The organism is Paenibacillus sp. FSL P2-0173 (assembly GCF_038008045.1).
Lineage (GTDB): Bacteria > Bacillota > Bacilli > Paenibacillales > Paenibacillaceae > Paenibacillus > Paenibacillus polymyxa_B.
The window spans coordinates 918,321-933,714 of the sequence record NZ_JBBOYK010000001.1; the positions used below are offsets into that span (position 1 = coordinate 918,321).

Annotated in this window: 13 protein-coding genes; all 13 read right to left on the bottom strand. The window is 48.1% G+C overall.

The genetic code is table 11. The annotated features are described in order from the left end of the window. Window positions 1-70: 70 nt before the first annotated feature. Window positions 71-2,341, bottom strand: coding sequence for a Stk1 family PASTA domain-containing Ser/Thr kinase (gene pknB, locus MKX30_RS04080; protein WP_071558518.1), 2,271 nt, complete (start codon window positions 2,339-2,341; stop codon window positions 71-73). Continuing rightward, window positions 2,338-3,114: a Stp1/IreP family PP2C-type Ser/Thr phosphatase gene (locus MKX30_RS04085; protein WP_025723490.1), complete on the bottom strand. Its 777-nt coding sequence runs from the start codon at window positions 3,112-3,114 to the stop codon at window positions 2,338-2,340. The genes pknB and MKX30_RS04085 overlap by 4 nt, the downstream gene beginning before the upstream one ends. A gap of 6 nt (window positions 3,115-3,120) precedes the next feature. Continuing rightward, on the bottom strand, window positions 3,121-4,161 hold the full coding sequence (gene rlmN / locus MKX30_RS04090; RefSeq protein WP_013310887.1) for a 23S rRNA (adenine(2503)-C(2))-methyltransferase RlmN: 1,041 nt from the start codon (window positions 4,159-4,161) through the stop codon (window positions 3,121-3,123). Between the two features lie 187 nt (window positions 4,162-4,348). Continuing rightward, entirely contained in the window at window positions 4,349-5,764 is a 1,416-nt protein-coding gene (gene rsmB / locus MKX30_RS04095) for a 16S rRNA (cytosine(967)-C(5))-methyltransferase RsmB (RefSeq protein WP_071558516.1), read from the bottom strand. Then, window positions 5,761-6,720 carry a methionyl-tRNA formyltransferase gene (gene fmt / locus MKX30_RS04100; protein WP_339200327.1) on the bottom strand — a complete coding sequence of 320 codons (960 nt, stop codon included), beginning with the start codon at window positions 6,718-6,720 and terminating at the stop codon, window positions 5,761-5,763. The genes rsmB and fmt overlap by 4 nt, the downstream gene beginning before the upstream one ends. Before the next feature lie 6 nt (window positions 6,721-6,726). Next, window positions 6,727-7,224 carry a peptide deformylase gene (gene def, locus MKX30_RS04105; RefSeq protein WP_023989305.1) on the bottom strand — a complete coding sequence of 166 codons (498 nt, stop codon included), beginning with the start codon at window positions 7,222-7,224 and terminating at the stop codon, window positions 6,727-6,729. A 132-nt stretch (window positions 7,225-7,356) separates the two neighbouring features. Continuing rightward, window positions 7,357-9,933 carry a primosomal protein N' gene (gene priA, locus MKX30_RS04110; protein WP_341062466.1) on the bottom strand — a complete coding sequence of 859 codons (2,577 nt, stop codon included), beginning with the start codon at window positions 9,931-9,933 and terminating at the stop codon, window positions 7,357-7,359. Then, window positions 9,933-11,237, bottom strand: coding sequence for a bifunctional phosphopantothenoylcysteine decarboxylase/phosphopantothenate--cysteine ligase CoaBC (coaBC, locus tag MKX30_RS04115; RefSeq protein WP_023989307.1), 1,305 nt, complete (start codon window positions 11,235-11,237; stop codon window positions 9,933-9,935). Before coaBC ends, priA begins: the two co-directional genes overlap by 1 nt. A 90-nt stretch (window positions 11,238-11,327) precedes the next feature. Then, window positions 11,328-11,531, bottom strand: coding sequence for a DNA-directed RNA polymerase subunit omega (gene rpoZ, locus MKX30_RS04120; protein ID WP_013310893.1), 204 nt, complete (start codon window positions 11,529-11,531; stop codon window positions 11,328-11,330). A 122-nt stretch (window positions 11,532-11,653) separates the two neighbouring features. Then, entirely contained in the window at window positions 11,654-12,226 is a 573-nt protein-coding gene (gmk, locus tag MKX30_RS04125; protein ID WP_013310894.1) for a guanylate kinase, read from the bottom strand. A 14-nt stretch (window positions 12,227-12,240) separates the two neighbouring features. Further along, on the bottom strand, window positions 12,241-12,501 hold the full coding sequence (gene remA, locus MKX30_RS04130; RefSeq protein WP_005548256.1) for an extracellular matrix/biofilm regulator RemA: 261 nt from the start codon (window positions 12,499-12,501) through the stop codon (window positions 12,241-12,243). Between the two features lie 56 nt (window positions 12,502-12,557). After that, window positions 12,558-13,445 carry a YicC/YloC family endoribonuclease gene (locus MKX30_RS04135; RefSeq protein ID WP_013310895.1) on the bottom strand — a complete coding sequence of 296 codons (888 nt, stop codon included), beginning with the start codon at window positions 13,443-13,445 and terminating at the stop codon, window positions 12,558-12,560. Window positions 13,446-13,480: 35 nt separating this feature from the next. Then, the gene (locus MKX30_RS04140; protein WP_028540559.1) at window positions 13,481-15,367 is read right to left on the bottom strand and encodes a bifunctional homocysteine S-methyltransferase/methylenetetrahydrofolate reductase; all 1,887 of its coding nucleotides are present in this window, start codon (window positions 15,365-15,367) and stop codon (window positions 13,481-13,483) included. Between the last annotated feature and the right edge of the window lie 27 nt (window positions 15,368-15,394).

The window sequence follows — 15,394 nt, forward strand, 5'->3', positions numbered from 1 at the left end:
TAAGATGTCCTCCTTCATAATGTTCAAGTTTCATTGCGTATAACAGGTTGAGCATCTTCCTATTGCAAGTTTACTGATGCTGAACAGCCTCAATCACTTTTTCCTTCTTTGCGTGGCCTGGGTTGTTTTTATGACTAACCGCCAACTCACTGCGCGTACTCCCCGTGGAATTCGTTCCAGGAACAAAGGCGGAAGGGTCACCATTACCTCCTGTGCCCTCCTGATTGTTCGAGTCGCCTCCACTATTGCCAGTATCATTAGAAGATCCCCCGCTATCACCTTCCTCGCCGTTTCCACTTCCATTCTGCGAGGAAGTACCATCAGGTGTATCCGTTGGTGAAGTTCCAGCAGGCGGAGCAATTTGGGGCATCGTCACCGTTCCATTTTTCGCCTCAATATAAGAGACTGGATACGTATCAATAAAGTCACCATCTCTAAATACTGAGACAACACTGTCTTTGTTCGGAGCCATTAGCAGATTGATAGTGAACATCTGTGTCGTATTAATCGTACGGCTTCCCCATTCCTGATTTTCTCCACGCGCATCCGTATAAGTGATACGAATTTTGCTGTTTTTGCCCTCTTCCTTCGGCGCAACAGGCACATTAAATGGTAGTGTAATCGCTTCTGGCGGGTAACCCGTGCTTACATAAAACGTAATTTCCGTATTTGGTGGCAACTCACTGCCTGCCTCTGACGGCCACTGTTTGGTTACTCTTCCTTTTTCCTGCTCATAGCTAAATTCTTCTTTAATCGAGCCAACCTTCAGCCCTGCCTTTTTAACCTCATTTTCTGCTTGGTTCTGCGTCTTCCCTACCAGGCTTGGCATTTTCACAGTATCAGCGCCCTTGCTGACTGTGAGCACAACCTGGACTGAGTCCTTATCAAATGGCTCATTTGCAGCGGGTGTCTGACTAAGGACGGTCCCCGCGGCCTGATCACTGAACTGCTCATTTTGCTGAATCTGCGTCTCCTTAATTTGCTGGGCGGTCAGCAGCTTAACAGCATTCTCGTAGCTTTGGCCTTTGACATCCGGCATCGGAGTGAGCGGCTTGGCAATCCCGACTTTCAGACTAATCTTGGTTCCTTCCTTGACTAAAGAATCTGCAGGATAGCTTTGATAAAATACAACTCCTGGCGCGATTCCCTCTTTGTATTCATGCTGTATTGGCTCCTCAATGAGTAATCCCGCTTTACTGAGATTAACCTTCGCTTGGTCTTCTGTTTGTGTCAATACACCTGGTACTTTTACCTCAGGCACGACAAGTACACTTTGCACATAGTACACCACTCCGCCCATGCACAGAAGTAACACCAACACTAGTGTTACCCACAAGATCGCTTTTTTTCTATTATTTTTGGACGATTGCTTGCTCGGAAGCTGTTCAGACTCACGCGGTTGAACAGGTACATCATCGCCACTAGAAGACATCCCTAATTGTTGAGGCTTAATAGCCGGAATAACCCGTGTTTGATCCTCATCATCCAAATGTGTAAACTCCAGCTTGGATTCATTACGCCGTCCCGGCAGCAAACAGGTTTCCAGATCTTTTAGCATTTCGTCTGCCGATTGATAACGCTCTTCTGGATTTTTGCGCATGGATTTTAGAATGACATTTTCCACACTTTGCGGAATCAACGGATTAATTTTACGTGGTTCCTCAAATTCCTCTTGCAAATGCTTGAGCGCTACACTAATTGGACTTTCTCCCAGGAAAGGGAGCTGCGCTGTCAGCATTTGATATAAGACAATACCTAAAGAATATAAGTCCGATTTTTCGCCGGTGACGACACCCTTTGCATGCTCAGGTGAAAAATAATGAACAGAACCCACAACAGAACCCGTCTGGGTAATGGTCGTTGACGTAACAGCTCTAGCAATCCCAAAATCAGTTACCTTAACCCGTCCATTACGTCCAATTAATATATTATGAGGCTTAATGTCTCGGTGAATGATCTGATTTTGATGGGCATGCTCCAGCGCATCACAAATCTGGGAAGCAATCCGTACTGCTTCATCCACTTGCAATGGTGCACGTTCTTTAATAATCTCATTCAAATTTTTACCTTCGATGCACTCCATTACAATATAATGGATTTCATCCTCTTGGCCGACATCATAAATACTGACCACATTCGAATGCGAAAGCGAGGCCGCAGACTGCGCCTCACGCCGAAATCGGCGAATAAATTCCTCATCATGAACAAATTGCTGGCGCAACACTTTAACTGCGACATTGCGATTCAGCAAAATGTCTTGAGCCTTATACACCAGCGCCATACCGCCGCCACCGATACGCTCAATAATTTCGTATCTTCCCCCTAGCAGGTGCCCGATCATGCGTCACACCCCTTTTCACTCAATGAAACCGTGTCGTCGGGCAATTCAAACAAAGCTACAGTAATGTTATCGTCTCCTCCGGCAAGCAACGCCAGATGTAGCAGACGATCCGCGCGCTCCTCCAAAGGATTCTCTGCGGCACCTACTACTTTGCTGATTTGTTCTTCCGTTACCAGATTGCTTAATCCGTCGCTACACAGTAACAGTACATCGCCTTTTTCCAGCGCAATGGAGTCAATATCCACTTTCACCTCGGAATCAGTGCCCAGCGCCCGTGTCAGTACATTGCGACGAGGATGGTTCTCCCGTTCTTCCTTACTGATCTGACCGTTTTTGAACAGCTCATTAACCAAAGTATGGTCTTCTGTAAGCTGACGTACCGCTCCTTTAGAAATGACATAGGCACGACTGTCACCGATATGTCCGATAATTCCGGATGCGTCGTTTAATAAAACCGCAACAACTGTCGTTCCCATATTATGATACTTTTCATCGCGTGCAGCCGTCTGGAAGATGACTTCATTGGCATGCAAAATAGCGTCGCTGAGCGCCGCCGTCAAAGAATGTGCGGATAATCCGCTCTCCAGCGTCGCCAAATCAGCGGCAAGTGTCTCTACCGCAAGGCGGCTGGCCGTATCACCGGCCAAATGCCCCCCCATACCATCGGCAACAATCCCAAGGATATAGCCTTGCTCCAAGTGCCTGATCCAGGCAGAATCCTCATTCACCGAACGTACACGTCCGACATGGCTGACATGAACTGTTTTGATCAAATGGTTTCACCCCAACTCCATATGCTTTGCACGCAACTGACCGCAAGCAGCGGCAATATCGTGACCCTGTTCACGCCGGATCGTCACATTGACGCCTTTTTCGGCAAGAATACGTTGGAAATTAAAAATATCACTGCGTGATGTGCGTACATACTTGCGCTCAGGCACATGATTGACTGGAATCAAATTGACGTGACACAGCATGTCCTTTAACACATCCGCTAGCTCTTCAGCATGTTCTGCCTGATCGTTTACCCCACCAATCAGGGCATATTCAAACGAAATTCTCCGCCCCGTCTTAGCAAGATAGTAACGTAGAGAATCCATAACATCCTTAAAGGGATAACGCCGATTTACAGGCATCAGCTTCGAACGAAGCGCATCATTAGGCGCATGAATGGATATTGCCAGATTAATCTGGGTATCCTCGTCGGCAAATTTATAAATATTCGGTACAATACCGCTGGTCGACACTGTGATATGACGTTGACCAATGTTCAGACCTTTTTCATGAACCATTGTACGTAAAAACGTCATGGTCGCTTCATAGTTTTCAAAAGGCTCGCCCGAGCCCATAATCACGATGCTACTCACTCGTTCATTGGTTTTATCCAAAATTTTCTGAGCCTGCACCACCTGTGCAGTAATTTCACCAGCCGTCAGGTTCCGTTTGAGGCCTCCGAGCGTCGAAGCGCAGAAAGTACAACCAATCCGGCAACCCACTTGAGTCGTTACACAAATGCTGTTTCCGTAATTGTGTCTCATAATGACCGTTTCAATGGCATGATCATCGTGCAAACCGAACAGGAATTTTACTGTACCGTCCTTCGATTCCAACTTTGTAATTTCACTAAGCGTCACAAAACTAAATTGCTCCTCAAGCTTCTCTCTCAGCGCCTTGGACAAATTCGTCATCTCGCTGAAATCATTGACTCGCTTCACATACAGCCAGTCAAAAATTTGTCCTCCACGAAAAGCAGGCTCGCCATTGTTCTTGGCCCAGTCCTGAAGCTCCTCCAGAGTTAAATCATATATAAAAGGTTTCATCAATGTTTGCACCCGTTCCTTCTTCATTAAGTTCTGTTTGATCGCAGATAGTATTTTTCATTCTTCCTATTTTAGCACAAATCCCTGAGGGGGTAAAAATTTTTCGTCTTCATGCAAAAAACCGCCGGAAATGTTCCGGCGGAATGTGGAAATACTGGTGGAAAGCTGCCTGGAATTCTCTTCCGCGCTATTTCACCCGACGCAGGCGCGCGATATAAAATCCGTCGCTGTGGAAATGCTGCGGTAACAGCTGTACCGAGCCTCCCTGTATACTATCCTTTTCGCGGCTCACGTCCGGGAAGGAATGACCCTCTGCCAATTCATACTCTGGATGTTCGCTTAAAAATTGAGTCAATTGTCCTTCATTTTCGTCCGGTTCAATCGTGCATGTGCTGTATACCAGAATACCACCTGGCTTCAACAGTCCCGCCACACTATCCAGCAGCTCATGCTGAAGCTGTGTAATGTCGCGAACATCCTGCGCAGTTTTGCTCCAACGCAGGTCCGGTTTACGACGAATCACTCCAAAGCCAGAGCATGGCGCATCCAGCAAAATACGGTCAAAAGAAGCTGGAGCATATCGTTCCTTCAGTTCTAGCGCATCACCAGTGACTGTTTCCACGGCATCCAGGCCAAGTCGATTAGCCTGTTCACGAATTAATTGATGCTTATGGGCATGCAGATCATTCGCAACTATCCGTCCGTGATCCTTCATCAGCTCAGCCATATGAGCTGTTTTGCCACCTGGAGCGGCACAGCAATCCAGTACCAGCATGCCAGGCTCAGGAGCGACTGCTTCGGCAACGAGCATGGAGCTTTCATCCTGTACGGACAGCAAGCCGTCCGTATACCACGAGGTAAGCGCCATATTTCCACCGCTACGAACAACAATCCCATAAGGACTAACTGCTGAAGGAACGGCATCAAGCCCTTTTGAGTTCATCTCGTCCAGCAGCTGATCACGGCTGATCATTGTCGTATTCACCCGTACGCTGACCGCAGGGGGCTCATTATTAGCCTGACAGATAGCCTCAGCAGTATCTGCACCGTACTGCTTAATCCAGCGCTTAACCAGCCACTGTGGATGGGAATGTTCTAATGAAATCCGTTCCTCCGGTGACAAATCGTCAGGAATACGCAGCTTGTCCGGCTCACGCAGCATGCTGCGGAGCACGCCGTTGACCATACCGGAAATACCCTGATGCCCACGCCGCTTGGCAATGGTCACCGCTTCACTAACGACTGCATGATCCGGAACTCGATCCAGATACACCACCTGATACACACTCATCCGCAGCAACGAACGTACCCAAGCCTGAAGCTTGGCCGTTCCTTTTTGAACAAATTTATTCAAAAAATAATCTAGTGTATTTCGGCGTGCGACTGTACCGTATACAAGTTCCGTCGCCAAACCAGCATCACTTGCAGACAAACCTGCCTGCTGAAGCCGACGATTTAGCTCAAGATTGCTATACGCACCCTCTTGCTCCACACTGGTCAACACATCAAGTGCAACTTCCCGCGCCGTCTGATTGCGAGTCTTGCCGGTTCTGGCACCCACTCCCTTGCCTTGGCCTCCCTGGCGGGAGTGACTCCCGCTCATCCGAGCACCATGCCTGGCTTCATCTGTCCGCCGCGTGCAAAGGTTCCAGCATCCATAACTTTTTTGCCAGCCGGTTGAACCTGAGTCAGCCAGAGAGTTCCTTCGCCTGTCTGCACCTCAATGCCACGAGCGGTCAATTGAAGAACCGTCCCGGGTGCTGGAGCATTTGAGCCACTCACGTCATTATTTATGAAAGGCTGCTCAGCAGCCCATATTTTAAAAACATTTCCCTCCCAAAGCGTAAACGCGCCGGAAAAGGGAACAAGGCCGCGAATCCGGTTGTATATCTGCTGTGCATTGTCACTCCACGAAATACGCTCATCGTCGCGGTTCAGGTTAGGGGCATAGGTAGCCTCGTCCTCATTTTGCGGCGTACGGTCTGATTGGCCTGCCAGCAACTTAGGCAGCTCGTCCTGCAAAAGCTTTGCTCCAGCTACGCTTAATTTCTCAAAAATCGTACCGGAGGTATCCTCCGGCTCTATAGCAACCTCAACTCGCGATATCATATCGCCAGTATCCAGTCCTTCCGCCATATACATCAGCGTCACACCCGTCACGGTCTCACCGTTAATAATCGCACGCTGGATCGGTGCACCTCCCCGATAACGGGGAAGTAACGAACCATGCACATTCAGACAGCCGAACCGAGGCAAGTCTAGTACGGACTTAGGCAAAATTTGCCCATAGGCTGCGGTTACGATCAGATCAGGACGCAGCTCTGCCACCTGAGCCACCGCTTCTGGCTGGCGCAGGCGGGTCGGTTGCAGTACAGGTAATCCGCGTTTTTCTGCCGCTTCCTTGACTGGTGTAGGCGTCAATATTTTTTTTCGTCCCTGTGGCTTATCGGGCTGTGTAATCACACCGACCACGTTATAACCGTTGTCCAGTAACATGTTCAGCGATGGCACTGCAAACTCAGGCGTACCCATAAAGATAATACGAATGTCTTGACTCATCGAACCTCACTCTCCTATCTGACGGTTCGGTCCTGGCTGTTCCAGCGCAACCTCATATACTTTTTCTGCAATATCCGTGAATAAAATTCCATTTAAATGGTCAATTTCATGCTGAAAAGCACGAGAAAGCAACCCTGTCGCTGTAATGGTAATGGCCTTACCCTCGCGGTCCAGTCCCTTGACTGTAACCTTCTCGGCACGACGCACATCCCCGTTCAACCCAGGTATACTCAGGCAGCCTTCAGGACCCAATTCCTCCCCTTCTTCGGCTACGATTTCTGGATTGATCATTTTAATCAATCCATGCTCATCTCCAGCATCTACAACAATGAGACGCTTCAAAATACCTACTTGCGGAGCAGCAAGACCTACTCCCTCCGCTTCATACATCGTATCTGCCATATCGTCGAGCAGCTTTTGCACGTTAGGCGTAATTTTAGTGACTTCCTTTGCTACTTTGTGCAATACGTCATCCGGCTCCAACACTATAATTCTAATTGACATGACAACAGAACACCTTCCTCTTTATGTTTCATTTAGGCTTAACTGTATTCATCACACACGCGACTGCTACATTATCCTATGTACGGACGGCTTGTCCGCATTAATTGTGATAATAACTTTTGTGGCAACACTCTACATAAGCATTTGCGGATCAACATCCAGACTAATCAGCAACTTTTGTGCCTGTGCGGATTCGGCCATTTCATCAGCTACTTGCTGAGCCAAACTAATCGCATCGATATTTCCACGCCATTTTATCATACATTGAAATCGGTATCTATTCTTGATTCTCGAAATGGGTGAAGCTACTGGCCCCAAAATGTCGAGTACATCCGATGTAAGACGATCCATATTCCCGAACCAGCCCCGTTGTCTGGCCCGTCCCTGTAGTGTTGCTGAATAATTCTCAGCCAGTCGGACCAGCACCGGGAGTTGTTCATGAGAAAAGGTCACCAAAATAAGACGACAATATGGTGGATAGTGCAAATTGCGGCGGTGTTTCAATTCTTCCCTCACAAAAGAAGCATAATCATGGCGACTTGCGTGAATCACCGAATAATGCTCTGGAGTATAGGATTGTACGAATACTTCCCCCGGCAATTGATGTCTCCCAGCCCGTCCAGCTACTTGTGTTAACAGCTGAAATGTCTTTTCCGCAGCCCGAAAATCTGGCAAATTGAGAGCCGAATCCGCAGTAATGACACCAACCAGTGTCACATCGGGAAAGTCCAGGCCTTTGGCAACCATTTGAGTACCGAGCAGCACGTCCGCTTTTTTATCACGAAATTGCTTGAGAAGCTTTTCGTGGGCATTTTTTTCTGTCGTTGTATCAACATCCATTCGAACAACACGTATACCGGGGAATAGCTTCGCCAACTCTTCTTCCACTCGCTGGGTACCTGTACCGAAATAGCGAATATGCTCACTACCGCACTCAGGGCAAGTCTGAGGCACGGGCTCGGAATAACCACAGTAATGGCAACGTAAATTGTTCGACCGCTGATGATACGTAAGCGAAATATCACAATGCGGACAACCCGCGACATAGCCACAGCTACGGCACATGACGAACGTGGAGTGCCCACGCCGATTCAACAGTAGTACCGTCTGCTCCTTACGCTCTAACCGCTCTGCAATTCCATTATGCAACGCACGGCTGAACATAGAGCGGTTGCCAGCACGCAGTTCCTCACGCATATCCATGATATGTACTTCGGGTAACGTGTTCCCCAATGCGCGAGTTGGCATTTCAAGCAGCAGCGGCGCAAACTCGTCGTTGCTTTGTGAGCGAGCCGCATAGTAGCTTTCCAGCGACGGTGTTGCCGAGCCGAGAATAACGACAGCCCCATGCTGATGGGCTCTGCGAATGGCAACATCACGCGCATGGTATTTAGGTGTCTCTTCCTGCTTGTAGGACGTTTCGTGCTCCTCATCCATAATAATAAGACCTAACTCACGAAAAGGCGCAAATACTGCCGAGCGAGCACCAATCGCCACTTTCACACGGCCTTCGCGTATTTTGCGCCACTCATCGTACCGTTCCCCCCCGGACAACCTACTGTGCATCACTGCTACCTGATCGCCAAACCGGCCTTTAAAACGCTCAACCATTTGTGGGGTTAACGATATTTCAGGTACCAGCACAATGGCCTGACGATTCTGCTCGATACAGCGCTGAATCGTCTGCAGATAGATTTCCGTCTTACCGCTCCCTGTGACTCCATGCAACAAATAAGCCCCTTGCTCACGCGTGTCCAGCTGGCGAATAATCCGTTCATATACCGACTGCTGCTCTACTGTGAGAGGGAGTGGCTCTGTAGGCTTGAAGTGTCTGCCCCGGTACGGGTCGCGGAACACTTCGACATCCTCCAGCAACACATAGCCCTTATCTTCCAGCGCCTTAACCGTTGCAGCAGACACACTCAGTGAGGTCATGACTTCCTTCAGCGACAAAGGCAGAAACTCGCTACGTTCCAGCAAAAAAGCAAGTACCTCCCGCTGACGCTGCGCTTTGGCAGAAAATTGCTCCAGCGCCGTTGATGCCTCGTCTATGCCGATAGCCAGATCAACGGATTTCATGGTCTTTTTGCCGAGTTTGTCTTTAATAACTTGACTTTCCTGAAGCACACCCCGGCGTAACAGTGATTTAATAACCTCTGCTTCCTCAGGGAAACGTCGACTGAGTTGCTGCAATGGGACTTGCTCCTTCTCCTGAATGAAGCTAACAATCCGACGCTCCGTCGGATCACTCATACCATCGTCGGTCAGAAGTGCCCATTCGAGTTCATCGCCCTGATTCGGTTGTATAGTACGCTGTGAATGCGTTAACTCATGCTGCTCCGCAATTGAGATATAACGTTCTGCTTTGCCCTTGAGCGCGGTAGGAATCATCACTTGCAGTGCCATAATTTGATTACAAGCATAACGTTCGCTCATCCATTTGCCCAGTTCGACTAGGTCGGCAGATAAGGGTGGTACCAAATCCAGCAACTCCTGGATCCCTCTCATCCTGTATTTCGGTGGATCATCAGCTGGGACTACCGAGATGACAAAAGCCTGCACCGTCCGTTTGCCAAATGGTACAGCTACCCGGCTACCCGGCTCAATCCAAGGTCTCATTGAGTCTGGTATCAGATAATCGAAGGTGCGGTCCGTATCCTTGGCAGGTACATCGACAATGACCTTGGCAACTAAATTGCCCGTCTCCATTAATGCAGCACCCCACCCATGCGTCCCGCGGCTATAGTAAGCAACTTACGCGCAACTTCTTCCTTTGACTGTACAGGAATACGCTCTACGATCCCGCTTCGGTCATAAATTTGAACAGCATTCGTATCGACGCCAAAACCAGCACCATTCACAGTTACATCGTTTGCCGCGATCAAATCACAATTTTTACGTTCTAATTTATCTATCGCATACGTCTCCAAATGTTCGGTTTCAGCTGCAAAGCCAATTAAAAATTGATGTTTCTTACTCTGTCCGAGTGATTCTAGAATATCGACGTTCTTCACTAGCTCTAGCGTAAATACACTATCTTTTTTCTTGATCTTGGTCTGTGCAATCTCACGTGGTCGATAATCTGCAACTGCAGCAGCCATAACGACCATATCGCTCGTTTCCCATTGCTTTAATACAGCGGCGTACATGTCTTCAGCTGACTGGACTCTTTCAAGCATAATACCAGCAGGCGGTTCCGCGCTGGTATTGGCAGCAATCAAGTGCACCTCTGCACCCATCTCCTGAGCCACTTTTGCAATGGCAAAGCCCATTTTGCCAGATGAATCATTTGTGATATAACGCACTGGATCAATTCGCTCGATCGTGCCTCCAGCCGTTACAATGACTTTTTTGCCTGAAAGCACCGATTCATTCTCATTCACAAGTGACTCAGGCACTTGAGCCTCCATAGATTCGCCACCAAACCATCGTGGTTCAGACTTGATGTTGGTTTTTTGTTCCTGAGCTTGCTGATCAAAAAAGCGCTCTATGGTTTGCACAATTGTGTCCGGCTCTTCCAAACGTCCTTTGCCAACGTAACCGCAAGCCAGTAATCCTTCACCAGGCTCAATCATCTTCACGCCACGTGATACAAGCGTCTCCATATTTTGCATGACTGCCGGATGAGTGTACATATGTACGTTCATCGCAGGGGCCACCATAATAGGCGCTGTTGTAGCCAGCAGCGTTGTAGACAGCATATCATCAGCAAGACCATGCGCCATTTTCCCGATAATATTCGCAGTTGCAGGAGCAACAAGCACCAAATCAGCCGCATCCGCCAGATGAATATGGGATACGACTGACGGCTCTCTTTCATCAAATGTGTCACTGTACACCGGATTACGAGAGAGCGACTGCAACGTAAGTTCGGTAATAAACTCCTTGGCAGAGGCCGTCATAATCACATGAACCTCGGCTCCCTTTTGCGTCAACCTACTGCACAGCGCAGCCCCTTTGTAAGCAGCAATTCCGCCAGTTATACCAAGAATAATAACTTTTCCCTTCAACATCGTTAACTCCCCCTGACCTAAAAAAATAACAACCTTGCGGTTGTCAAAGGAATTGGCATTGCGCCCGGTTATAATAGTTGTGTATAATTCTTACTCGTCTTCGCCGCTTTCAAGACGCAGATGATCCGCGTAAATCTCTTCCAACGCCACTCCAACCTGTTTGTGGGATTTAGGATTCTTGAGAGTCGTCTTTTCACCCTCGCGCAACTGTCTGGCACGACGTGAAGCCGCTACAACCAACGAATACTTACTATCTGCCTTTTTCATCATTTCATCAATGGAAGGATACAGCACGAATAGACACCTCTTCATGTAGTTTTGGGACTGTATAAGCTGAACTCCAGTGTACACCTTCAAGCTCAGCTTATACAGTATTATTTCTCTTTAGGTACGCTTGGCATATGTAAAGCCCTCGTTTAAGGATGAACCTTACAATGTTCGGCGATAATAATGGATTCTATTCGTTTACAAGCGAAATCAATCTCATCATTGACGACCGCATAATCATAGTGACGCAACAAATTCATTTCATCCACAGCTACCGACATACGGTGGTCTATGGTCGCTTGAGTCTCTGTGCCCCGTCCCCGGATTCTATCCTTTAATTCGTCTAGCGAAGGCGGAAGCAGAAAAATGAATATGCCTTCTGGAAATTTTTCTTTAACCTTTAGCGCTCCCTGAACTTCAATCTCCAGAAAAATATCTTTTCCCTGCGCAAGCGTCTGATCTACAAAATCACGTGGAGTACCATAATAGTTCCCTACATACTCAGCATACTCCAGCATTTCATCTCGTTCAATCATACCCAAAAATTCTTCACGCGTTTTAAAAAAATAGGTCACTCCATCCTGTTCGCCTGAACGAGGTGTTCGAGTTGTAGCAGAAACGGAGTATGTTATCTCTGGTAGCTTATCACGCAATGCGTTGCCTACCGTCCCTTTACCGACACCCGAAGGTCCGGATATTACAAATAATAATCCCTTAGCCATAGTACACTCCATTTTTATTCGTCATTGTCATCATCTTTAGTGGATAGGCGATGAGCGACCGTCTCCGGCTGCACCGCAGACAGGATTACATGATCACTGTCTGTAATAATAACAGCCCGCGTCCGGCGGCCATAGGTAGCATCAATTAGCATATGACGGTCCCTGGCTTCCTGTATAATCCGCTTGATCGGAGCAGACTCCGGACTGACGATGGAGATAATTCGGTTGGCCGACACGATATTGCCGAAACCAATATTGATCAATTTGATTGCCATATTCAGGTCTTTCCCCCTATACATGTGACTCTTGCAGCCGTGCCGCTACCAGGTAGCTACTCAATATTTGCAGCCTGCTCACGAATTTTCTCGAGCTCTGCTTTCATCTCAACGACCAAATTAACCAATGTGAGATGATTAGCCTTGGAGCCGATCGTGTTGACTTCCCTGTTCATTTCCTGGATTAAAAAATCTAATTTGCGACCGGCCGGCTCGTCTGACAGCAGCAATCCCTTGCACTGTCCAAAGTGACTTTGAAGCCGGGTAAGTTCCTCATCAATATTGCTGCGATCCGCGAATAACGCAATCTCCATTCCGAACTTATGTTCATCAAGCGTAAATGAACCGTCCTGAAGCTCTTTAAGCCTGTGTTTCAGCCTGTTACGGTAGTCGCTCACAACATGAGGAGCCAGCACCGTCATTTCATGATGCAGGGATTCCAGCCGTAAAATACGGGATTCCACATCTTGCGCCAAATGCCCGCCTTCTCGCCTTCTCATCTCCAGTAAACCTTGCAAAGCTTCATTCAAAGCTCGCTGTAGTTGCTCTTCCCAGTCCTCTTCGTCTCCATGGCAAGCCTCTCCAGGCTCACCCAGAACGTCAGGCAAAGCAAGAATATCGCTTATCCCTAACGTTCCTTTCACTCCATAACGATCCGCCAGCTGCTCCGCTGCATGCAGGTAAGCCTGCACCACAGTGTCATTCAACCGCGCGGCGGGCATCTGTTCTTCATCACGTTCTCTGTGGATGAAGACATCGATACGACCGCGTTTAATCTGCTGTTGAACCGTTCTTCTCAAGCCATCTTCGTAACGAGTCCATTCGCGCGGAATTCTCATCATCACTTCGCAATAGCGGTGATTCACCGATTTCAATTCCAAGCGCACTTTATAGCCCTCATAATGAAGGATGGCTTGACCGTATCCGGTCATACTCAATGACATCGGCATCACATCCATTATACTATTGTAATTGATTATTATAGTCGAAACAAGGGGGCCTGTACGCGGCCTGATTTTTGCCATACGTAAGAAGTCAATTCAGCTGTCATTTCATAGAACATAAATGGAGTCATAAAATAGATACCATTAAAATGTTCCATTGCCGTATCGAGTAACTCCTTGGCAATAGACACGCCCATTGCTCGTCCTTCCGGACCCTCTAGACCAGACATACGTGCACGCACCTCATCGGATAACTGAATGCCTGGCACTTCATTGTGCAAGTATTCTGCATTGCGCCCACTAGCCAGCGGCATAATACCGATAAAAATCGGTACTTCCAAATGTCGTGTCGCTTCCGCGATGGCTGCAATGAGCTCGTGGTCGTAAACGGGCTGAGTCATAACATAATCAGCTCCGGAGGCAATTTTCTTCTCTAATCGCTGCACGGCTTTACCCAAATGCTTGACGTTAGGATTAAATGCGGCACCTACCACAAAATTAGCCTTCTGCTTCAGTGGCTTACCGGAAAATGCAACACCATCATTTAATTGCTTGATCATGCGTATGATTTCAAAAGAGGTCATATCATACACCGAACTGGCGCCTGGCAAATCACCGAACCGCGCCGGATCGCCAGTAACCGCCAGTACATGGTCAATACCGAGCGCGTCAAAACCCATCATGTGGGATTGAGTACCAATCAGATTGCGATCACGACATGCTATATGAATCAATGGGCGCAAACCTGTTTCAATACTGACCAAATGTCCAAGCGCCATGTTGCTCATACGAGTAACTGCAAGCGAGTTGTCAGCCAGTGTAAGTGCGTCGGCCCCGGCTTTCTTCAACGCATGAGCACCTTGCATAAACCTCGTAATGTCCAGATCGCGCGGAGGATCCAGTTCTACAATGACCGTATGTCGTTCCTTAACCAGATCCACAATGTTGGGCTCGCTGGTATGTCTGCCATTTCCTCGTTCCCCTTCATCTGCAATCTGCTCCGCCACTTGAAAGGACTCTTTCGACAGAGCTTCTTTTGAAGCCAGCGGAGGCGGTTGCAAACGGTTCAAAGCTTTTGAGATAGCTGCAATATGGTCCGGTGTAGTTCCGCAGCAACCACCGAGCAGCCTCGTCCCCAGGTCTACAAAGGACTTGGCACATTCCCCAAAATACTCAGGTGATGCACCGTATACATAGTGACCGTCCACATAATCTGCTAGTCCAGCATTCGGATATACGGACAGCGGTACAGACAAAGGGCCATCCAGCTGCTCCATTACACTCATAATTCCCTGCGGACCCGAGTGACAGTTAAATCCAAGGATGTCTGCCCCCTCATTACGCAGCACCGAAAAAGCTTCCGCAACTAAAAAACCATCCTGGGTACGACCAACCTGATCAACTGCAAACTGACAAATTACCGGAATGTCACTGTATTTACGTACACTGTGAAGCGCAATGCGTATTTCATCCAGTGAATAAAACGTTTCGCACAAAATGCCGTCGACTCCTTCGGAGAGAAGGGCATCAATTTGCTGCTCATAGTTTCTTGCCAGCTCCAGCTTGGATATGTTAAGCCGTTTGCCCCCACATATGGAACCCACCGCACCTACCACATAATGTTCAGGTCCGGCCGCAGCTCTGGCAATTCTCACACCGGCACGATTGATCTCTTCTACCTTAGATTCCAGTCCAAACCGGGCTAACTTATAATCATTTGCAGAAAATGTATTAGTCTCCAGCAATCGAGCTCCTGCACTTAAATATTGACCATGCACGTCTGATATAACGTCAGGCGAAGTGATGTTCAGTTCTTCGAAAGACGTATTGACTGGAAATCCTAGCTGATATAAAAAAGTCCCCATTGCGCCGTCTCCGACAATAATTTCACGATTCAGCACAGTACGCAAATCCGGTTTCATGTCCTCTGCTCCACCCCGCTCTTTATT